Below are 19931 nucleotides of genomic sequence, written 5' to 3' on the forward strand. Positions count from 1 at the left end.
CGCATGCCGGCCTGGTGGCAGGGCGCGGTGATCTACCAGGTCTGGCCGCGATCCTTCCAGGACAGCGACGGCGACGGGGTGGGCGACCTGCGCGGCATCGCGCGGCGGCTCGACCACCTGCGCGGGCTCGGCATCGACGCGATCTGGATCTCGCCGATCTATCCCTCGCCGCTGGCCGATTTCGGCTACGACGTCGCCGACCATTGCGACGTGGACCCGGCCTTCGGCACGCTCGCCGATTTCGACGCGCTGGTCGCCGCGGCGCATGACTGCGGCCTGCGCGTGCTGCTGGATTACGTGGCGAACCACACCGCGGACACCCATCCCTGGTTCGCCGCAAGCCGCGCATCCCGCGACGATCCGCGGCGCGACTGGTACATCTGGCGCGACCCTGGCCCGGATGGCGGCCCGCCGAACAACTGGGCGAGCGAGTTCGGCGGCAGCGCCTGGACGCTCGACCCCGCGACCGGCCAGTATTTCTATCACGCCTACCTGCCGCAGCAGCCCGACCTGAACTGGCGCAACCCGGCGGTGCAGGACGCCATGCTGGACGTGCTGCGCTTCTGGCTCGACCGCGGCGTGGACGGCTTCCGGGTGGATGCGGTCCACCACCTGTTCGAAGACCTGGAACTGCGCGACAACCCGCCCGACCCCGACTGGCGGCCGGGGATGTCGCCCGCCCGCCGGCTGCGGCGCGACCGCACCATGGACCAGCCGGAGGTGCAGTCGGCCATCGCCGCCATGCGCCGTGTCTCGGACGGCTATCCGGGCCAGCGCCTGCTGATCGGCGAGGCCTGGCTGCCGATCGACCGGCTGATGGCCTATTACGGCGTCGATCTTGCCGGCTTCCACCTGCCGTTCAATTTCCACCTGATCACCACGCCCTGGACCGCCGCGGCGGTCGCCGGGCTGGTGCGGCGCTACGAGGCCGCGCTGCCGCAGGGCGCCTGGCCGAATTGGGTGCTGGGCAACCATGACCGCAGCCGCGTCGCCAGCCGGCTTGGCGGGCCCCAGGCCCGCGTCGCCGCCATGCTGCTGCTGACGCTCCGCGGCACGCCGACGCTCTACCAGGGCGAGGAACTCGGCCTGGCGGATGTGCCGATCCCGCCCGAGCTGGTGCGGGACCCCTGGGAGCAGCGCGTCCCCGGCCTCGGCCTCGGCCGCGATCCGGTGCGCACGCCGATCCCCTGGGAGGACGCGCCGCAGTCCGGCTTCACCAGCGGCACCCCCTGGCTGCCGGTCGGGGCGGACCACCGCCCGCTGCATGCCGCGGCGCAGGCGCACGACCCGGATTCGATGCTCTGGCTCTATCGCGCGCTGCTGTCGCTGCGGCGGCGGGAGCCGGCGCTGTCGCTCGGGCCCATCGCGGCGGTCGAGGCCCTGGGCGATGTGCTGCGCTACATCCGCACCGACCCGGCGGATGGCCGCCGGCTGCTGGTCGCGCTCAACCTCGGCGACGCCGAGCAGGCGCTCGACGGCGGCGGCACGCCGCTGCTCTCGACCCACGGCGATTTCGGCAACCCGCGCCGGCTGCGGCCGCATGAGGGGCTGGTGATCGAACTGGACTGAGCCGGGGCAACATCCCCTGGCCACGGGCGTTCCCTCCCCAACCAGGGGAGGGACCTCATGAAGCCGGATCCGGCCACCAACGACGCCACGTCCCGCATCGTCATCTCCGGCCATCAGGTCGATGTCGGCGACACCCTGCGGGCGCATGCGACGGAACAGCTGGACGCGCTTGGCCACAAGTATTTCGACCGGGCGGAGGATGCGACCTGCACCTTCTCCCGCACCGGCAGCGGCGGCTTCGGCTGCGCCATCCGCCTGCATAGCGGCCGCGGCCTGTTCTTCGAGGGCACCGCCGAACATGCCGCCGCCCCCGGCGCCTTCGCGCTGGCGCTGGAACATGTCGCCAAGCAGCTGCGCCGCCGCAAGCGGGAGCTGCGCGAGGACAAGCCGGTCAACCCGACCCGCGACGGGGTGCTGTAGCCGGGCGCCCCCGCTGCGGACGTTGCGCTGGATCATGGCCCCTTCGCCGCAGGCCGCCCATGCCGCATGCTGGGGCGCATGGCCGAGGCGGCTGACCGGCCGGCCAGGCCCGCCGCGGCGCCGGTGGCCGCACGGCCTCGCGGCGCGGCACGCCACGACAGGATTGCTGAGGAGGCATGAGCATGGCCGACGACGACACTGCGGCGAACCCCGGCCGTAACCGCGGGCCGCTCGGCCTCGGCGCCATCCCGGGGGCCGAGGCGATGCTGTCCTCGCTCGCCTCCTGGACCGCGGCGATGCCGGCCAACCAGGGCGCCGGCCTGCTGAGCGACGCCGCGGTGGCCGAGGCGCTGCGCCAGGCCAAGGCGCTGATCGACCGCGACCCGCTGCTGAAATCGGTCGATGCGATGTGGAATGCCAACCCGATGCGGGACGTCATCCCGGTCGACTGGGCCGAGGTTGCGCGGTCCTTGCGCGTCGTCTGGCTGCAATCCTTCGCCGACCCGGCGGCGATGCTCACCTCCGCCACCACGCTCGGCGCCAATGTCTTCCGCGCCGCGCTCGACGCCTGGGGCGAGGCCGGCAAGCGCTGGCTGGGCGAGGCGGCGCCCGAGGGCGGGCAGGGGGGCAAGCCGGCCTTCGACAAGCGCTTCGCCGCCCCTGAATGGCAGGCCAACCCGGTCTTCCGCACGCTGAAGGAATCCTACCTCCTCGCCTCCGAATGGCTGGTGCAGCGCGGCAAGGACAGCCCCGGGCTGGATGCCGCCGAACGCCAGCGGCTGGAATTCCACCTGCGCCAATTCGTCGATGCGATGAGCCCGACCCTGCTGCTGGCCAGCAACCCGGTGGCGCTGAAGCGGGCGATGGAGACCGGCGGCGCCAGCCTGGCCAACGGCGCGCGCAACCTGCTGGAGGATGTCCAGGCCGGCCGGCTGTCCATGGTGGACGCGACCGCCTTCGCCCCCGGCCGCAACCTGGCGATGACGCCGGGCAAGGTGGTGCACCGGAACAAGCTGGTCGAGCTGATCCAGTACACCCCGCAGACGCCCACCGTGCATGCCAGGCCGCTGCTGATCCTGCCGCCCTGGATCAACAAGTTCTACATCATGGACATGCAGCCGAAGAACAGCCTGGTCGACTTCATGGTCAAGCAGGGCTTCACCGTCTTCGTGGTCTCCTGGCGCAACCCCGACGCGTCGATGGAGGACACCATGATCGAGGACTACATGGAGCTTGGCGTGATCGAGACTAGCGACGTGGTGCGCGAGATCAGCGGGTCCGACACGCTGAACGTCATGGGCTACTGCATCGGCGGCACGCTGCTGGCGATGGTGCTGGCCTGGCTGGCGGCCGAGGGCGACAAGCGCTTCAACGCGGTGACCTTCATGGTCTCGCTGCAGGACTTCTCCCGCGTCGGCGACACCGCGATCTTCCTCGGCGACGGCGCGATCGACGCGATCGAGGCGCAGATGCTGCAGCGCGGCTACCTCGACAGCCGCGAGATGGCCAACATGTTCAACCTGCTGCGCTCGAACGACCTGATCTGGGCGAACGTGGTGAACAACTACCTGCTCGGCGAAAAGCCGCCGGCCTTCGACCTGCTCTACTGGAACAGCGACGGCACCCGCATGGCCCGCGCCGCGCATGCCTGGTACCTGCGCAACACCTATGTCGAGAACAACCTGATGGTGCCCGGCCGCGTGGTGCTGAAGGGCCAGCCGCTCGACCTCGGCGCCATCACCCAGGACATCTACGCCGTGGGCGCCGAGAAGGACCACATCGTCCCCTGGGACGCCGCCTGGCAGATCTCCCGGCTGGCGGGCGGCCGCGTGCGCTACATCCTCGGCTCCTCCGGCCATATCGCCGGGGTCATCAACCCGCCGGGCGGCAAGGGCAGCTACTGGACCTCGGAACCCGGGGCCGAGACCGCCGGCGCCTGGAAGCGCGCCGCGACGAAGCATGACGGCAGCTGGTGGCACGACTGGTCGGCCTGGCTGGCCGAGCGGTCCGGCCGCAAGGTGAAGCCGCCCGGCATGGGCAGCAAGGCGCACCCGCCGCTGGTCGACGCGCCGGGGACCTACGTGCTGCAGAAGTAGCGCCGTGCGCCGGGCGGCGCGCCGCCCGGCATGCCGCCTGCCCTGACGGCAAGCCAGGCGCGCCCCAACGCCTGCGCCTGGCGTGGCGTTGCGTGCCAGGTCCATCATTTCACATGCATGCGAAGCCCCTAATGGACACGCGCACGTTACATTCGCCACGGCATGGGCTAATGTAATGTTCGTTTGCATGTCAGCATCACCCAAGATGATGCCTCCGGGAATTCGTGTAACGGGCGTGAGGAACGCGGCGCCATGGTCTGCGCCCGGTGCCGTCTTCATGTAAGACTGCGAATGCGAAAAGCCATCCAGATCAAAAACCCGAGTATAATTTGCGGCTATCCAAATTGGTTGCATTAAAAAGCGGAAATGTTACTTTATGATTCTATTCTGAGAAGGAACATTGTCGACGTTCAGTCGAGGGTAAGGCGATGGTCTCCGGCAAACTGCTGTGCGTGGTCGGTACCCGACCAGAAACGATCAAGATGGCGCCGGTGGTGCATGCGCTGCGTCGCCGCCGCGGCCTCTCGGTGCGCCTCCTCCTCACCGGCCAGCACCGCGGGCTGCTCGACCAGGCGCTCGCCGCCTTCGGTCTTGCCGGCGATGTCGATCTCGACCTGATGCGGCCGAACCAGAGCCTCTCCGGCCTGGCCGCCGGCATCCTGGACGGGCTGGACCCGTTGCTGGCGCGCGACCCGCCCGCGATGGTGCTGGCGCAGGGCGACACCACGACCGTCATGGCGGCCGCCATCGCCTGCTTCCACCGCCGCGTCCCCTTCGGCCATGTCGAGGCCGGGCTGCGCACCGGCGACCTGCAGAACCCCTTCCCGGAGGAGTTCAACCGCATCGTCGCCGGCCGCGCCGCGACGCTGAATTTCGCCCCGACCGAAGGCGCCCGCCGCGCGCTGCTGCGGGAGGGCGTGCCGCCGGAGAGCGTCCATGTCACCGGCAACACCGTCATCGACGCGCTGATGGACGTCGCCCGCCGGGCGCCCGCCCTGCCGGCCGGCCTGCCGCGCAACGGCCGCCTGGTGCTGATGACGATGCACCGGCGCGAAAGCTTCGGCCCGCCGGCCGAGCAGGTGATGGCCGCGGTGCAGCGGCTCTGCGCCGCCTTCCCGGACCTGCACATCCTCTACCCGGTGCATCCCAACCCCAATATCCGCGACCTCGCCCATGCCAGGCTCGGCGGCCATCCGCAGGTGACGCTGACCGAGCCGCTCGCCTATCCCGAGCTGGTCGCGGCCATCCGGCACTGCACCCTGGTCCTGACCGACAGCGGCGGGCTGCAGGAGGAAGCGCCGGCGCTCGGCAAGCCGGTCCTGGTGCTGCGCGAGACGACCGAACGGCCGGAAGCGGTGGAGCTGGGCGTGGCGAAGCTGGTCGGCACCGACCCGGACCGCATCCTGGCCGAGGCCACCGCCCTGCTGACCTCGCCCGCCGCCTATGCCGCCATGGCCAAGGGCGTCTCGCCCTATGGCGACGGCCGCGCGGCGGAGCGGATCGCCGCGCTGGTCGCCGCCGCGGTCGGCAAAAGCGCCCGGCCGCGGCGCGCCCCATCCCGCGTCGTCGCCGCCATGCCGCCGCCGATCTTCCTGCCCGTCACCGATGGAACCGTCACAGCATGAGCCAGGTCCTGGACACCGCCATCCCCGATCTGCACGCGCTCTGCCTCGCCCGGCTGCGCGACTGCATCGATCCCGACTCCGGCCGCTTCGCCCGGCAGATCCGCGCCGGCGCCTGGGCGCCGACCCTCGGCACCGAGAGCATCACCAGCTCCGCCATCTGCCTCATCGGCCTGAGCCGCGCGGGCATCCCGCTCCGCGCCGTGGTCGACGACCCGGTCGAGCTCTGCATCCACCTCGCCGCCCGGGTGCGGGAGGAAGCCTATCCGGGCGGCATCGGCCTGGTGCTCTGGGCCAACAGCGCGATCGGCGCTGCCGCGCCGCTCGCCCTGCTGGCCGAGGCCGGGCTGGACCCGGTGACGCTGGAGCAGGCGATCCCGGGCCTCACCACCATGGAGGTGGCCTGGCTGGCGAGCGGCCTGCTGCATGCCGACATCGCCAGCCTGCGGCCGGCCTGCTGCGCCGCGCTGCGCGAGCTCGACGAGCGGCTGCACCCGGGCACGCTGGTCTTCCGCCATGCCGGCGCGGCGGCGCCGCTGCGCCACCGGCTGCGCGGCCGCATCGCCAATTTCGCCGACCAGGTCTACCCGCTGCAGGCGCTGGCCTTCGCCGCCATCGCCCATGGCGATGCGGAACGGCGCAACCTGGCGGAGCGCTGCGGCGCCCGCCTGGTCGCGGCGCAGGGGCCGCTCGGCCAGTGGTGGTGGCACCACGACGCCTCGACCGGCGAGGTGATCGAGCGCTACCCGGTCTACTCGGTGCACCAGCACAGCATGGCGCCGATGGCGCTGCGCGCCCTCGCGGTCGCCGGCGGCCGCTGCCATGCCGCCGCCGCCGCCCGCAGCCGCGCCTGGCTGCACGCGAACGAACTGGGCATCGACATGGTCGAGCCCGCCTCCGGCATCATCTGGCGCAGCATCGAGCGCGACGAGGGCAGCGTCGGCCACCGGCTGCGCCAGTCGCGCATCCTGCTGGCCAGCCCGGCGGCGGAGCCGGCGCAGCCGCGCTTCCGGCTGAACCGGGAGATCCGGCCCTATGAATGGGGCTGGCTGCTCTATGCCACGGCCATCGAGGCCAGCGCCGCCCCCGGCGGCCACATCGTATGAGGCGCGCGCCGATGTCCCAGGCCAAGTCCGCCCGGCCCGCCCCGGTCCGTATCCTCGATTGCCCGGTCGATCCGATGACCATGCCGGAGGCGCTCGACTGGTGCCTGGAGACCGGCCGGACCAGCCAGCGCGCCCGCATCCTGCTCACCGCCAATGCCTCGCACCTGGTCGCGCTGCAGGACGATGCGGGGCTGCGGCAGGCCGCCGCGGCGGCGGATTGCGTCGTCGCGGACGGGATGTCCCTGGTCTGGGCCAGCCGGCTGCTCGGCTGCCCGGTGCCGGAGCGGGTGGCGGGCATCGACCTGCTGCAGGCCCTGTTGCGCGACGCGCCGACCCACGGCCTGCGCGTCTTCCTGCTGGGCGCGAAGCCGGAGGTGCTGGAGCGCTTCGTCGCGCAGTGCCGGGCGGACTATCCCGGGCTGGACCTGGCGGGCTGGCGCGACGGCTACTTCGCGCCGTCCGAGCACGAGGCTGTGGTGCGGCAGATCGCGGAATCGGGCGCCGACCTGCTGTTCGTCGCCATGCCCTCCCCCTTCAAGGACATCTGGTGCGAGCGGCACCGGGGCCAGCTGGGCGTGAAGTTCATCATGGGGGTGGGCGGCGCCTTCGACGTGCTGGCCGGCCTGGTGCCGCGGGCGCCGCGCTGGATGCAGGCGGCCGGGCTGGAATGGGCCTGGCGGATGCTGCTGGAGCCGCGCCGGCTCTGGCGGCGCTACCTGGTCGGCAACAGCCGGTTCATCGGGCTGGTGCTGCGGGACCGCTTCCGCCGGCAGCAGGTGGCGGTCCAACGCTGAGCCGGCGGCCAGTGCAGCGACACAATCGGAGGACGCAGGGTCGGACCGGGCAACCAGCAGGCACCGTCGTCGACCCGTTGAACCACCTGTCCGTGTCGCTGCACTGGACGCTCAAGCCCCAAGCGTCTGCATCAGCCCGAAAACGTCCATTTGAATTCGCGTATCCTTCACCTTTGCAGCTTCTATTCGGTCGATCACCATGCCCCGGACTGAAACTCGGCGGTGCGTGGCTGGGACCCCGAAGAACTCGGCCGCGTGTGTCCCGGTCCAGACAAAGCGCGTAAGCACCTTGTCGCCCTCGGCAATCTGCTCCTCCACAGTCCACCGCATATCAGGGAATGCGACGCGCATTCCCCGCAGAACGTCCTTCACGCCAGCAAGCCCAGGTTGCTGCCCAGGGAAGGGCTCAAGCTCAACGACATCGTCCGCCATGAAATTTCCCGCGGCGTCCAGGTTACCCTCGTTGATGACCTGCTCGATGAACCCGCGAATGAGCTGCTTGTTCTGTTCCGTAGGCATGCGCGCCTTCCCTCACGAGAGCGGGTCCGGCCTCCGTTGCCCGCGAGCCCGTATCATCGCCTCATCGAACCGTGGAGCAACCCCAACAATTGGAGGGTGCAGGGGCAAGCTTGGCAGCCAGCAGGCACCGTCATCCACCGCTGAACCGCCTGTCTGCGCCGCTGCGCTAGTGCCGGCGGTCGACGTCGATGACCGCTGGCACGGCCCGCTGCGCGCCCGGGCGGCGGGCGCCGTTCGCCCGCCGCAGGCCGTGCAATGCGGGCACCGGCATCAGCCGCCCAGCCCGAGCGCCCGCAGCAGGGCCGGGTCCAGCCGGGCCGGATGCGGCCCCGGCCGGGCCGGGAAGCCCATGATGTCGCCATAGCCCCAGAGCGCCCAGCCCAGCCCCTCCCGCGCCGCGGCCTTGGCGAAGGCCTCGAAATAGGCCAGCCGCGCGGCCTGGTTCAGATGCGCATGGGCGCCGAATTCGAGGATCATCACCGGCGCCTTGTGCGCCCGGCCCCAGGCGGCGGCGCGGGCCAGCTGGGCGTGCAGGCGGGCGGCGTTCCAGCCCTCGTCGCAGTAATGCGCGCCGATCGCCCGGGTGCGGGCGTGCGGGCTGCCATCCAGCGCGGCCCGGCAGCGGGCGGCATCGGTGACCGGGAAGGGCAGCCGCGCCAGCGCGTCCGAATCCAGCCCCTGCTCCCAGGAGGCGAGGCCGGCGAGGATGCCCGGCGAGTAGTCGTGCACGCTGTAGATCGCCCGCGCGTCGCGCAGCGGGCGGAGGCGCTGCAGCCCGTCCAGGGACCCCCAGTCGGCGCCGGTCAGCACCACCCAGTGGTCGGGCAGCGCGGCGCGGACCACGCCCAGCGCCTGTTCCTGCAGCGCCGCCCAGGCCGCGTGGTCGCGGAAGATCGGCTCGTTCAGGATCTCGACCACGGTGCGGTCGGGGTCGAAGCGGCGCAGCGCCGGCGCCATGCCGCGCCAGAAATCGAGCAGCGCCCGGCCGTGCTCGGGGTGGTCCTCCGGGTACCAGCTTTCGGGATGGGCATCGACGATGACGGCGAGCCCGGCGCGCTGCAGCCGCTCCACCGCCTCCAGCGCCACGGCGAGCCGCGCCGGGTGCAGCGACCCGTCCGCCCGCAGCAGCACCTGCGGCTGGATGCAGAGCCGGACGAAGGTGAAGCCGGCGGCGCGGATCTCCGCCATGGCGGCGTCGGGCAGGTAGGCACGCAGGCGCTCGGGCTCGGGGCTCGCCGGGAAGCGGAACCAGTTGGTGAGGTTGAGCCCGTGCCGCAGCGCCGCGGGCGGGGCCGGCGCCGCGGCGGAGGGCCGCGGCGCGAGGGCGCCGGCCAGCAGGCCCGCCCCCAAGGCCCGGCGGCCGATCGCGGCCACGCCGCCGTCCCGAACGAATGCCATGCGCGCCCCCTTGCGAAGGGACGATTATCCTTCCCCGACCGCTCCGTTGGGGATTCAAATCGGGTTGTGGTGGGGGCGGCGGGACTCGAACCCGCACGGGCGTTTGCCCGAGAGATTTTAAGTCTCCTGCGTCTACCGTTTCGCCACGCCCCCGTCCGGCAAAAGTATCACATCGCCCGGGATGGGCAGAAGCGGGACCGGCGCCGCGGCCCCGATGCCCACCCTCGGTCCTATGTCCCGTCCTGCACGATCCGCCGGCAATGGTCGAGCGCCGCGCCGATCAGGTTGTCGCTCGCCTCCGGCGTGCGGAAGGCGGCATGCGATGTCAGCGTCGTGTTGCGGATGCCGCGCAGCCGGTGGCCGGCCGGCAGCGGCTCCTCGACGAAGACGTCGAGTGCCGCATGGCCCAGCCGCCCCGCCTCCAGCGCGTCGCACATCGCCGTCTCGTCCACGATGGCGCCGCGCGCGGTGTTCACCAGGATGGCGCCCGGCTTCATCTGCGCGAGGCGTTCGGCCGAGAGGAACCCGCGCGTCTCGTCGTTCAGCAGCAGATGGATCGAGACCGCGTCGCTCTCGGCCAGCAGCCGGTCGAGGCTGACGAACTCCACCCCCGGCATCGCCTTGGGCGAGCGGTTCCAGGCCAGCACCTTCATGCCGATCCCATTGCAGAGCCGCGCCATCTCGGCGCCGATGCCGCCCGTGCCGATCAGCCCGATGGTCTTGCCGGTGAGCTGCATGCCGACCACGCGCGGCCATTCGTTGCCGCGGATCGCCGCATCCATCATCGCGGTCTGCCTGGCCGCGTCCCACAACAGGGAAAAGGCCATCTCGGCGACCGCGGTGTCGCCATAGCCCTTGATGATGTGGACCTTAACGCCGATCGCCTCCAGCGCCTCCGGGTCCATGTAGCTGCGGGCGCCGGTGCCGAGGAAGACGATGTGCTTCAGGTCCGGGCACTGCTTCACGATGTCGGTCGGGAACTGGGTGTGGTCGTCGATCGCGATGGCATGGCCGGCGAGCAGCCGCGGCAGGTCGGCCGGGGCGATGTCCGGGTCGCGGTGGATGGACACCGCCGGGTCGCCGGGGCGGAGCAGCCTCTCCGTCACCTCGGCCAGCGAGTCGTTGGCATCGACGAAGAGTGCGCGCATGGCTTCGGGTCCCCGGGCGTGTTGGCGGCGCATGGTAGCGGGCGCGGCGGGCGGGTCCAGTGCGGCGGCGGAGCAAGGCTGGGGAGAACGTGTTCTCTCCGGACCCCTCATCTATTTCCGTGGGTTGGCACCTGCCGCGCGGCGAATGCCCAACCCACAAAAAGGAAGGGAGGGGTTCGGGGAGGGAATACTGTTCCCTCCCCGACCTTGCCTGCTCAACGCTCCGCCGGCACCCGGTCCAGCGTCGTCAGCCCGCTGCGGGCACCCATCGCCTCGTCATAGGTCATGCTGCCGCGGCTCGGCCCGCCGGGCAGGCGGATGCCGCTGACGCCGGTGCAGCCGGCCAGGGCCAGCAGCGCCAGCAGGGCCGCCGCCCGCCTAGACATCGGCCGCCCAGCGCGCCAGCGCCGCCGCGTCCCACTCCAGCCCGAGCCCCGGCCGTTCCGGCACCACCGCCATGCCGTCCTTCACCGCCAGCGGCGTCCGCAGCAGCGGCCCGGCCACGTCCAGGTGTTCCAGCAGATGCGCCGTCGGCGTCGCCGGCAGCAGCTGCGCGCTGGCCTCGACGAAGATGTGGGACGACATCGGGATGCGCTTCGCCGCGGCCAGCGCCGCGGCCTGCTGCCAGCCGGTCACCCCGCCGATCTTCATCGCATCCGGCATGCAGAGATCGACCGCCCCCGCCTCCAGCGCGCGCGCCATGCCCTTCGGCCCCCACCAATTCTCGCCGCCCTGCACCGGGACGCGCAACTGGCCGCGCAGCGCCGCCAGGCCGGCATCGTCATCCACCGGCAGCGGCTCCTCCAGCCAGCGCACGTCGAGCGCCTCGAGCGCCAGGCCGCGCCGCGCCGCCTCCGGCCGGGTCAGGCCCTGGTTGTAGTCCACCAGGATCTCCACCCCGTCGCCGACCGCGGCGCGCACGGCACGGACCGTGTCGAGGTCGTCCTCCAGCCTTGGCTGCCCGACCTTGAACTTCACCGTCCGGGCGCCGAGCCCGGCGACCGCCCGGCCCGCCTCCTCGGCCAGCATCGCCGCCCCCCAGCCGCGGAGCGAGGCGTAGATCGGCAGCGGCCGCGGCGCCGCCCCCAGCAGCCGGCAGAGCGGCTGGCCGGCGGCGCGGGCCAGCGCATCCCACAGCGCCATGTCGAGGCAGGACAGCGCGATCTGCACCAGCCCCTCGGTGCCGAGGATGCGGTAGGCGTTGTGCAGCTCGGCCCAGAGCGTCGCCGGCGCGACCTCGCGCCCCGCCAGCCCGGCGCCGATGTTGCGCACCAGCGCCGCGGTCGCGCCCAGCGCCACCGGCGTGTAGGGGAAGACATAGGCGGTGCCCGTCACGCCCTGATGCGTCCGCAGCTCGGCGATCACCAGCGGGGCGCGCGGGATGACGTTGAGGCTGTTGCGCAGCGGCGGGTCGAGCGGCGCGTCCACCGCGCGGACGGCGACCTCCTGGATGGTCAGGCGCATGGCGTTTCCCCGGTGTCCGGCCGGATGGTGCCGGCGCGCCGCCGCCGCGGCAACCGGCCGGCGCATCGGGGGCGGCGGAGGATCGCATGGCCCGGCGGCCGGACGGCACCGCGCCCGACGGCCGAAGCAGGGATTCGGACAAAGCCCCGGCCCGCGACCGCGGCGCCGCGGCGACGCCCCGGTCGAGCCGAAACCCTTGACCGGGGCCGGCCTTGCGGCGAAGCGGCGGCGGGATCGCCGGCCGGAGCGGGGCGGCGAGGCAGCCTGGCGCGGCGCTTCAACCCGGCTCAACTTCCCGCAATCCGGTTGAGGCCGATCCGGCCCGGATCGGCGGAACGCCCGGCTTGCCAGGGGCTTGCGTCGCCTGGCCGTTTTGGAATTCAGGATCTCAATCGCCGGCCCGCCGGGCCATGCCCCAGGTCCGGGCCGCCGGCCTTGACGATATTCCTATCGCATGTCCCGGCGGGAAATGCAACGACGGCCTGCTACGCCCCGAGCCGGACGAACATCGCCTCGTGCTTGTTGTGCGCGCCGTGGAACACCATCGCGCCGGGGAGGGCGGCGAATTCGGCGCAGGCGGCGTGGTCGGTCTCGCCCTGGAACTTGATGGTGCAGCAGACGTGCCGCGCCCGGCCGGCCTCCATCCAGCGCCGCACCAGGGCCAGCAGCCGGGCCGGGTAGCAGATGATGTCGCTGAACAGCCAGTCCACCGCCGGCATGTCGCGCGGGTCGAGCCCGAAGGCGCTCTCCTGCCGCATCGACACGCCCGGCATGGCGGCCACGGCCGGGTCGAGCGGCGCCTTGTCCACCGCCGTCACCTGCGCGCCGAGCTGGGCGATCGCCCAGGTCCAGCCGCCGGGGGCGGCGCCGAGGTCGAGGCAGGTCTCGCCCGGCTGCGGCCAGCGGCCGGCCCGGGTCAGCGCCTCCCACAGCTTCAGGTAGGCGCGGCTGGGCGGGCCTGCCTTGTCCTCGACGAAACGGACCTCCCCGTTGACGAAGGGGCTGGTCTTGGTCGGGCTGGCCAGGAGCCGGTCGGTCGCCAGCAGGGTCCAGGCGCCGAGATGCCCGGCGGGGGCGGCTTCCGGGAAGACCAGCGGCCTGGCCTTCACCGGCGGCAGGCGGTCCTCGATCAGCGCGGCGCGGCGGTGGTGCGCGGCGGCGTAGAGCGCCCAATTGCGCTGCATGCCGCGCAGCGCGTCGGCGGTGGCCTTCACCGACGGCGCGGGCAATTCGCGCGGGTCGGTCCAGGTCTCCAGCGCCCAGACCACCGGCACCGGCGGCTCCGGGCTGAGGGCGAGCCGGCCATGCCAGGCGGCGATGGTCCGGCCGGCGCGGCGCAGCTCCTCCGCCAGGTCCGGCTCGAAGCCATCCGCCGCCAGGTAGGCCGCGCCGATCATCGCCGCAGCGCCGAGGCGGCGAGCATGGCCCAGCCACCCATCAGCAGCGAGCCGCCGACCGGCGCCAGCGGCCCCAGCGAGACCCCGCCGAGCGCGCTGGCATAGACCCCGCCGCAGAACAGCAGCAGGCCGAGGGCGAAGCCGGCGCCGGCCAGGTTGGGCAGCCAGCCGCCCTGCCGGTCGGCCCAGAGCGCGACGCCGACCAGGGCCAGCGCGTGCCAGCCCTGCATGGTGATGCCGCGGTCGAGCGCGCCGAGCGCCCGGGCGTCGAGCCGCGCCGGCGCGCCATGCGCCGCCCAGGCCGAAAGGGCGACGGCGCCGAGGCCGGCGATGGCGCCGAGGAAGAGCCAGAGACGATGCATGGCGGGGGGCTTACTCCGGCGTCCCCGCCGCCGCCATCCCCGCCCGCCTGACGAGGTTCGCCGCCAGATGCGCCTGCCGGGTCGGCTCCGGCAGCCGGTAGCCGGTGTCGCAGCGCCGCACCCAGGCCACGGCGCTGTCCAGCGAGACCCGGTGGCCGACCGAGATCCACAGCGGGTTCGACCGCCGCTTGCTGCGCAGCACCGTCCCCAGCCGCTCGCCCTTCCACAGCAGCGGCTGGGTGGCGCCGGGCTCCTCGCCCAGCGCGGCCTCCGGCCGGCCGACCAGCGGCGACTTGGCGACGCCGATGCTGGGCACGTCCAGCACCACGCCGAGATGGGCGGCGATCCCCAAGCCCCGCGGATGGGCGATGCCATGCCCGTCCACCAGCACCAGGTCGGGCTTCACCGCCAGCTTCGCCCAGGCGGCGCGCAGCGCCGGGACCTCGCGGAAGCCGAGGAAGCCGGGGATGTAGGGCATGGCGGCGCGGGCCTCCGCCCCGGCGGTCTCGACCACCCGCAACCCGGGCCATTCCAGCACGACGACGGCGGCATAGACCCGGCCTTCCGGGTCGAACCGGTTGTTGCTGATGTCGACCCCGCCGATCAGCCGGACCGGCCCATGGGCGTCCGCCCGCACCACGCGGGCGGCCAGCGCCACCTGGGCCGTGCGGGCGGCGGCGAGGTCGGGCGGGTCGAGCCATTCGGGCGGGATGTCGGGCTTCGCTGGGTCCATGCCTGCCGTCCGGGCCTCCGCGCCGATGCGCCCGGCCCGAACCCGGCAGGGTCAGCCCGGTTGCAGCAGGTGGTCCTGGTATTGCTGCCGCAGCGCCAGCTTGTTCAGCTTGCCCGTCGCACCATGCGGCAGGTCCTCGACCACCAGCACCGCGTCGGGCGTCCACCAGCTGGCCACCTGGCCGTCGTACAGCGCCAGCATGGCCGCCGGCGTCACCGTCCGGCCGGGCTTGGGCACCACCAGCAGCAGCGGCCGTTCCATCCATTTCGGGTGGCGCGCCGCGATCACCGCGGCCTCCATGACATCGGGGTGGGAGACGGCGATGTTCTCCAGCGCGATGGAGCTGATCCACTCGCCGCCCGACTTGATGACGTCCTTCGAGCGGTCGACCATCTCGGCGATGCCGTCCGGGTCGATGGTGGCGACGTCGCCGGTGCGGAACCAGCCCTCGGCATCGGCGGCACCTTCGGCGCCGCGGTTCAGGTATTCCCGGGCGACCCAGTGGCCGCGCGCCTGCAGGTCGCCGAAGGCGACGCCGTCCCAGGGCAGCACCGCGCCGTCGGCATCGGTGATGCGGATGTCGGCGCCGCAGACCACGCCGCCCTGCTTCAGCCGCCGCCGCATCGCCGCCGCCTCCGCCGCCGCGTCGGCCTGGATCGGCAGCGGCGGGTTGATGGTCACCAGCGGGCTGGTCTCGGTCATGCCCCAGGCCTGCTGCACGGTGACGCCCTGTGCACCAAGCGCCTCGAACATCAGCCGCGGCACGGCGGAGCCGCCGCTGACGACGCGCCGCAAGGTCTCCAGCCGGCCGCCGCTGCGTTCCAGCTCCTGCAGCACGCCGAGCCAGATGGTCGGCACGGCGGAGCCGAAGGTGACCCGTTCGGCGTTCAGCAGCCGGACCAGCGAGGCACCGTCGAGCTGCCGCCCCGGCAGCACCAGCGCCGCGCCCGCCATCGGCGCGCAATAGGGCATCGCCCAGCCGGTCGCGTGGAACATGCCGGCGCCGACCAGCACCCGGTCCGTGGCGCGGAAGCCGAAGGCGTCCGCGGTGTTGGCGGCATAGGCGTGCAGCATGGCGGCGCGGTGGCTGTACAGCACGCCTTTCGGCCGGCCGGTGGTGCCCGAGGTGTAGCAGAGCGCGCTGGCGGTATCTTCCTCGAAGACCGGCCAAACGTAGTCGTCGTCGGCCGCGTCCAGCAGCGCTTCGTAGGCGTGCGGCGCGACGCCGGGCGGCAGCGGCAGGTCGGGCAGCGCCGCCTGGTCGCCCAGCAGCACCACCGCGCGCAGCGACGGCACGCGCGGCGCCAGCGCCGCGACCAGCGGCGCGAAGCCGGGATCGGCGAACAGCAGCGTGTCCGCCGCATCGGCCATGATGAAGGCGATGTCGTCCGGCGCCAGGCGCGGATTCACCGTGTGGCAGACCGCGCCCATGCCGGAGACGGCGTAGTAGAGTTCCAGGTGGCGGTGGTCGTTCCAGGCAAGGGTGGCGATGCGGTCGCCGGGCTGCGCCCCGAGCCGCTGCAGCGCCCGGGCCAGGCGCCGCGCCCGGCGCTCGATGCCGGCATAATCGGTGCGGTGGGTGCGGCCGTCGCCCGGCACCGAGACCACCTCGGTATCGCCGTGGTGGCGCGCGGCATGGGTGATGATGCCGGAGAGCAGGAGCGGGTGACGCTGCATCAGCCCGAGCATGCGGAGGACTCCCTGCCGCCGGGCCGGTCGTGCCGCGGCCTCGGCGCCGCCGAGCATGGCGCAGGTGGGACGGGCGGGCGCGCACATCATGGCGATCCCGCTGCCGCTGCCCGATGCGGGCAGGCAAGGCCAGGGAGGAAGCAGCCTCCCTGGACCCTCCTCCTTTTCTCCGGGTCGGCGAAGGCGGGGTCTGGGGAGGCAATGCCTTTTCCTCCCCGGCCCTTTCACCCCAGCATCGCCGGCACCATCAGCCCGATATTCTGCCGCACCATCGCCTCGTAGGTCGCGGCGGGCCCGTCCGGCGGCGACAGCGTCTCGGCATAGAGCCGCCCGCGCGGCACGACGCCGGCATCCGCCGCCAGCCGTTCCAGCACCGCCTGGCTGCGCCGGCCCTCGATGAAGACGGCGGTGATGCGCTCGGCGCGGATCTGCCGGATCAGCGCGGCGACCCGGCCGGCGGAGGCCTGGCCCTCGGCCGCCACGCCCTGCACCGCCAGCACCCGCACGTCGTAGGCCCGGGCGAAATAGCCGAAGGCGGCGTGGCTGGTGACCATGACCCGGCGCTCCGCCGGCACCGTCGCCAGGCGCTCCCGCACCCAGGCATCCAGTGCCGCCAGGCGGGCGAGGTAGGCCGCCTCCGCCGCGCGGATCGGCGCTTCCCGCGCCGGGTCGGCGGCGGCAAGGCCCGCGGCGATCACCCGGACATAGGATCGCGCCAGGCCGACATCCTGCCAGGCATGCGGGTCCGGCGCCGCCGCGCCGCGGGTGTGGCCATGCCCGGCCGAGGCGGGCAGCGGGGTGATGCCTTCGGTCGCCGTCACCACCGGCCCGGCATGCCGGGTGGCGGCGAGCAGCCGGTCCAGCCAGGGCTCGAAGCCCAGGCCGTTGCGGATGACCAGGGCGGCGCCGCGGATCGCCTCGGCCTCGGAGGGGCGGGGCTGGAACAGATGCGGGTCGGTCTCCGGCCCGGCCAGGACCCGGATCGGCGCGTCGTCGCCGGCGACCTGCCGCGCCAGGTCGCCGAGGATGGAGAAGGCGGCGACGGTGACGGGGCGCGGCTGGGCGCGCAGCAGGCCGGGAAGGAAGGCGGGCAAGGCCAGCAGGGTGCGACGGGGGAGCATGGCGTTATAATATAACGCGCAGCCCAGTCGGGCCAGGGCTCAGCGGCGGCCGAGCCAGCGGCGCAGCTTTGCCAGGAAGCCCTCGCCGCGCGATGCGATGGCCTGGTGCGAGGCATGCGGCCGCCGCGCCGGCGGCGGCAGGGCGGTGGCGACCGTGTGCCGCCCGGCGTCGCGCGCCGTGATCAGCCGCATCTCCAGCCCGACCACCTGCGCCACCGCGTCCGGCGGATCGGCCAGTCCGAGCGCCTCGCCCGTGGCGAAGGCATCGCCCCAGGCCTCGGCCCGGCGCAGCGCGTCGATGATCCGCACCGTCTGTTCCTGGTCGAGCGGCGGGCCGCCGCGCCAGAGCGCCACCGCATCCAGCCGCCACATCCGGGCCAGGTCGTCCTTGGCCAGGTCGTCGGCCACCCAGGCGGCGTGCAGCGTGGCCTCGGCCGCGGCATGCAGCGCGCCGGTCTCCTCCAGCACATGCGCCCAGGCGAGGAAGCGGCGGGCCAGCGGCGGGTAGCCCGTTTCCGCCAGCAGCGCGCGGAAGGGCGCGGCGGCAACCGCCTGGGCCGCGGCCGGATGCGCCTTGGTGATGTTGGGCGCGGCATAGCCGCAGGACGGGCACTGCTGCAGCCAGCGCGCCATGGTGGAGCGCACCGGCTCGCCCGGCCGCAGGTCGAGGTCGGGGGCCTGTTCCGGCGGGTCGGGCCGGAAGGGGGGCTGGCGGCTGCCGGTGCCGCAGACGGCGCAGCGCGGCAGCGCTTCGGCCGCGGGCGGGCGGGACGGGGCGGAGGAGGGGACCGGCATTGCCAGGAAGTTAGGCATGCCGGGGCGAAAGGCGAAGGGGGGGGATGCACGATCAGGCGCCGCCCGGCCCGGTTTGCGTCTTTCCGGCGCTGGCGGTGTTGCTCCCGGCGCGTCGTGTGGGGATAGTGCGGCCATGCCACGTGGCGACCTTTTCCCCGATATCGCGCCCTACGAGACCGGATTGCTGCCCCTCTCGGGCGGGCATGTGATGTACTGGGAGCAGGTGGGCAACCCGCGCGGCCAGCCCGCTTTGTTCCTGCATGGCGGCCCGGGCGCCGGGGCCGGGGCGGTGCATCGCCGCTTCTTCGACCCCGGCCATTGGCGGGTGGTGATCTTCGACCAGCGCGGCGCCGGCCGGTCCCGCCCGCTGGGCGAGCTGCGCGACAATTCCACCCCGCATCTGGTCGAGGACATCGAGGCGCTGCGGCGCTCGCTCGGCATCGAGCGCTGGCTGCTGTTCGGCGGGTCCTGGGGCTCGACCCTCGCCTTGGCTTACGCGCAGGCCTATCCGGACCGGGTGACCGGCTGCGTGCTGCGCGGCGTCTTCCTCGGCCGGGCGGCGGAGGTGGAGTGGTTCCTGACCGGGCTGCGCCGGGTCTTCCCGGATGCCTGGGCCGCCTTCGTCGAGCACCTGCCGCCCGCGGAGCGCGGCGACATCCTGGGCGCCTACCTGCGCCGGCTCTGCGACCCCGACCCGCTGGTGCACCTGCCGGCGGCGCGGGCCTGGAGCCAGTACGAGGGGTCGTGCTCCACCCTGCTGCCCAGCCCGGACACGGTGGCGAGCTTCGCCCAGGACCGCACCGCGCTGGGGCTGGCGCGGATCGAGGCGCATTACTTCGCGCACGACCTGTTCCTGCCGGAGGGCGGGCTGCTGGCCCATATGGACCGCATCGCCCATATCCCGGCCGAGGTGGTGCAGGGCCGCTACGACATGGTCTGCCCGGCCGAGACCGCCTTCGACCTGGTGGCGGCCTGGCCGCGGGCCCGGCTGACCGTGGTGCCGGATGCCGGGCATTCGGCGCTGGAGCCCGGGGTGCGCACCGCGCTGGTCAGCGCGGTGGAGCGGTTCCGCCGGCGGGGCTAGGCGCCGGGGTCAGATCCCCGACTTCTTCCCCTGGGTCTCCAGCCGGATATAGGTCTGCACCACGTCCGGCAGGTTCTGCCCGGCCCATTCGGCCATGGCGATCTCCTCCTTCAGCGATTCCTGCAGCAGCGGGATCGACGTCTGGTCGCCCGCCGCGCCGGCCATCTCGATGAGCGCCCGGTAGGAGGCGATCTCGAAATGCTCGAAGGCGTAGTTGGCGAAGCTGTTCTTCAGGATCTCGTCCTGCATCGGCACATGGGCGAGCGCCGCCATGTTGCCCATGAAGCCGGTGGCGAGGTCCTTCAGGGTGCTGGCGCTGGTGCCGTGCGCCTCGAGGATCTGCTCCAGCCGCTTCGACTGGCGCTGGGTCTCCTCGATATGCTGCTGCAGGCGCTGGCGCATGGCGGGATAGTTCTCGATCCGCTCGACCTGGCGGGAGAGCAGCTGGTCGGCCTGGGCTTCGAGGGCATGCGCATTGCGCAGGCCGGTCAGGTAGATGTCCTGGGCGGTGCTGGCCATGGGGTGTTGCCTCCTGCTGGTTGAGGCAGGGGCAACGGGCGCGGCGGGGCGGGGGTTGCTTGCGCGGCCGGACGGGACGGGTGCTTCAAGCGGGG

General features: G+C 72.9%; 19 protein-coding genes and 1 tRNA gene. 7 read left to right on the forward strand and 13 right to left on the reverse strand.

Annotation, left to right across the window (positions count from 1 at the left end; all coding sequences use genetic code 11):
* Positions 1 to 3 precede the first annotated feature (3 nt).
* The 6 genes from ACFQS7_RS19305 (at position 4) to ACFQS7_RS19330 (ending at position 7607) form a co-directional block, all read left to right on the forward strand.
* Positions 4 to 1569: an alpha-amylase family glycosyl hydrolase gene (locus tag ACFQS7_RS19305; RefSeq protein WP_380068756.1), complete on the forward strand. Its 1566-nt coding sequence runs from the start codon at positions 4 to 6 to the stop codon at positions 1567 to 1569.
* 57 nt (positions 1570 to 1626) lie between these two features.
* A complete protein-coding gene (locus ACFQS7_RS19310) occupies positions 1627 to 1989 on the forward strand; it encodes an HPF/RaiA family ribosome-associated protein (protein WP_380068757.1) in 363 nt (120 codons plus the stop codon).
* A gap of 182 nt (positions 1990 to 2171) precedes the next feature.
* A complete protein-coding gene (locus ACFQS7_RS19315) occupies positions 2172 to 4085 on the forward strand; it encodes a PHA/PHB synthase family protein (protein ID WP_380068758.1) in 1914 nt (637 codons plus the stop codon).
* Between the two features lie 428 nt (positions 4086 to 4513).
* Complete coding sequence (gene wecB, locus ACFQS7_RS19320) at positions 4514 to 5710, forward strand: non-hydrolyzing UDP-N-acetylglucosamine 2-epimerase (protein ID WP_380068759.1); 1197 nt, start codon at positions 4514 to 4516, stop codon at positions 5708 to 5710.
* Entirely contained in the window at positions 5707 to 6813 is a 1107-nt protein-coding gene (locus tag ACFQS7_RS19325) for a hypothetical protein (RefSeq protein ID WP_380068760.1), read from the forward strand. Before wecB ends, ACFQS7_RS19325 begins: the two co-directional genes overlap by 4 nt.
* Before the next feature lie 11 nt (positions 6814 to 6824).
* A complete protein-coding gene (locus ACFQS7_RS19330) occupies positions 6825 to 7607 on the forward strand; it encodes a WecB/TagA/CpsF family glycosyltransferase (RefSeq protein WP_380068761.1) in 783 nt (260 codons plus the stop codon).
* Between the two features lie 111 nt (positions 7608 to 7718).
* On the opposite strand, the gene ACFQS7_RS19335 is transcribed toward ACFQS7_RS19330, so the two are convergent.
* The 12 genes from ACFQS7_RS19335 to ACFQS7_RS19390 form a co-directional block, all read right to left on the reverse strand.
* Positions 7719 to 8126 carry an ester cyclase gene (locus ACFQS7_RS19335; protein WP_380068762.1) on the reverse strand — a complete coding sequence of 136 codons (408 nt, stop codon included), beginning with the start codon at positions 8124 to 8126 and terminating at the stop codon, positions 7719 to 7721.
* A 270-nt stretch (positions 8127 to 8396) separates the two neighbouring features.
* Entirely contained in the window at positions 8397 to 9524 is a 1128-nt protein-coding gene (locus tag ACFQS7_RS19340; protein WP_380068763.1) for a glycoside hydrolase family 5 protein, read from the reverse strand.
* Positions 9525 to 9591: 67 nt separating this feature from the next.
* A tRNA-Leu gene (locus tag ACFQS7_RS19345) sits at positions 9592 to 9677 on the reverse strand.
* Between the two features lie 77 nt (positions 9678 to 9754).
* Positions 9755 to 10672 (reverse strand): NAD(P)-dependent oxidoreductase, encoded by a 918-nt coding sequence (locus ACFQS7_RS19350; RefSeq protein ID WP_380068764.1) that lies wholly within the window; start codon positions 10670 to 10672, stop codon positions 9755 to 9757.
* A 215-nt stretch (positions 10673 to 10887) separates the two neighbouring features.
* On the reverse strand, positions 10888 to 11058 hold the full coding sequence (locus ACFQS7_RS19355; RefSeq protein ID WP_380068765.1) for a hypothetical protein: 171 nt from the start codon (positions 11056 to 11058) through the stop codon (positions 10888 to 10890).
* Positions 11051 to 12136: an enolase C-terminal domain-like protein gene (locus ACFQS7_RS19360; RefSeq protein WP_380068766.1), complete on the reverse strand. Its 1086-nt coding sequence runs from the start codon at positions 12134 to 12136 to the stop codon at positions 11051 to 11053. The genes ACFQS7_RS19355 and ACFQS7_RS19360 overlap by 8 nt, the downstream gene beginning before the upstream one ends.
* Before the next feature lie 485 nt (positions 12137 to 12621).
* Entirely contained in the window at positions 12622 to 13533 is a 912-nt protein-coding gene (locus ACFQS7_RS19365; protein ID WP_380068767.1) for an SAM-dependent methyltransferase, read from the reverse strand.
* The gene (locus ACFQS7_RS19370; RefSeq protein ID WP_380068768.1) at positions 13530 to 13895 is read right to left on the reverse strand and encodes a DUF423 domain-containing protein; all 366 of its coding nucleotides are present in this window, start codon (positions 13893 to 13895) and stop codon (positions 13530 to 13532) included. Before ACFQS7_RS19370 ends, ACFQS7_RS19365 begins: the two co-directional genes overlap by 4 nt.
* Before the next feature lie 10 nt (positions 13896 to 13905).
* Positions 13906 to 14628, reverse strand: coding sequence for a deoxyribonuclease V (nfi, locus tag ACFQS7_RS19375; RefSeq protein ID WP_380068769.1), 723 nt, complete (start codon positions 14626 to 14628; stop codon positions 13906 to 13908).
* A gap of 51 nt (positions 14629 to 14679) precedes the next feature.
* Positions 14680 to 16317: a long-chain-fatty-acid--CoA ligase gene (locus ACFQS7_RS19380; protein WP_380068770.1), complete on the reverse strand. Its 1638-nt coding sequence runs from the start codon at positions 16315 to 16317 to the stop codon at positions 14680 to 14682.
* 224 nt (positions 16318 to 16541) lie between these two features.
* The gene (locus tag ACFQS7_RS19385; protein WP_380068771.1) at positions 16542 to 17438 is read right to left on the reverse strand and encodes a metal ABC transporter solute-binding protein, Zn/Mn family; all 897 of its coding nucleotides are present in this window, start codon (positions 17436 to 17438) and stop codon (positions 16542 to 16544) included.
* A gap of 39 nt (positions 17439 to 17477) precedes the next feature.
* Complete coding sequence (locus ACFQS7_RS19390; RefSeq protein ID WP_380068772.1) at positions 17478 to 18233, reverse strand: hypothetical protein; 756 nt, start codon at positions 18231 to 18233, stop codon at positions 17478 to 17480.
* 133 nt (positions 18234 to 18366) lie between these two features.
* On the opposite strand from ACFQS7_RS19390, the gene pip reads away from it, so the two are divergent.
* Positions 18367 to 19317: a prolyl aminopeptidase gene (gene pip, locus ACFQS7_RS19395; protein WP_380068773.1), complete on the forward strand. Its 951-nt coding sequence runs from the start codon at positions 18367 to 18369 to the stop codon at positions 19315 to 19317.
* A 9-nt stretch (positions 19318 to 19326) separates the two neighbouring features.
* Here pip and ACFQS7_RS19400 read toward each other — a convergent pair whose 3' ends face one another.
* Positions 19327 to 19836, reverse strand: coding sequence for a ferritin-like domain-containing protein (locus ACFQS7_RS19400; RefSeq protein ID WP_380068774.1), 510 nt, complete (start codon positions 19834 to 19836; stop codon positions 19327 to 19329).
* Between the last annotated feature and the right edge of the window lie 95 nt (positions 19837 to 19931).

It is taken from the genome of Dankookia sp. GCM10030260 (genome assembly GCF_042666655.1).
Classification (GTDB): Bacteria; Pseudomonadota; Alphaproteobacteria; order Acetobacterales; family Acetobacteraceae; genus Paracraurococcus.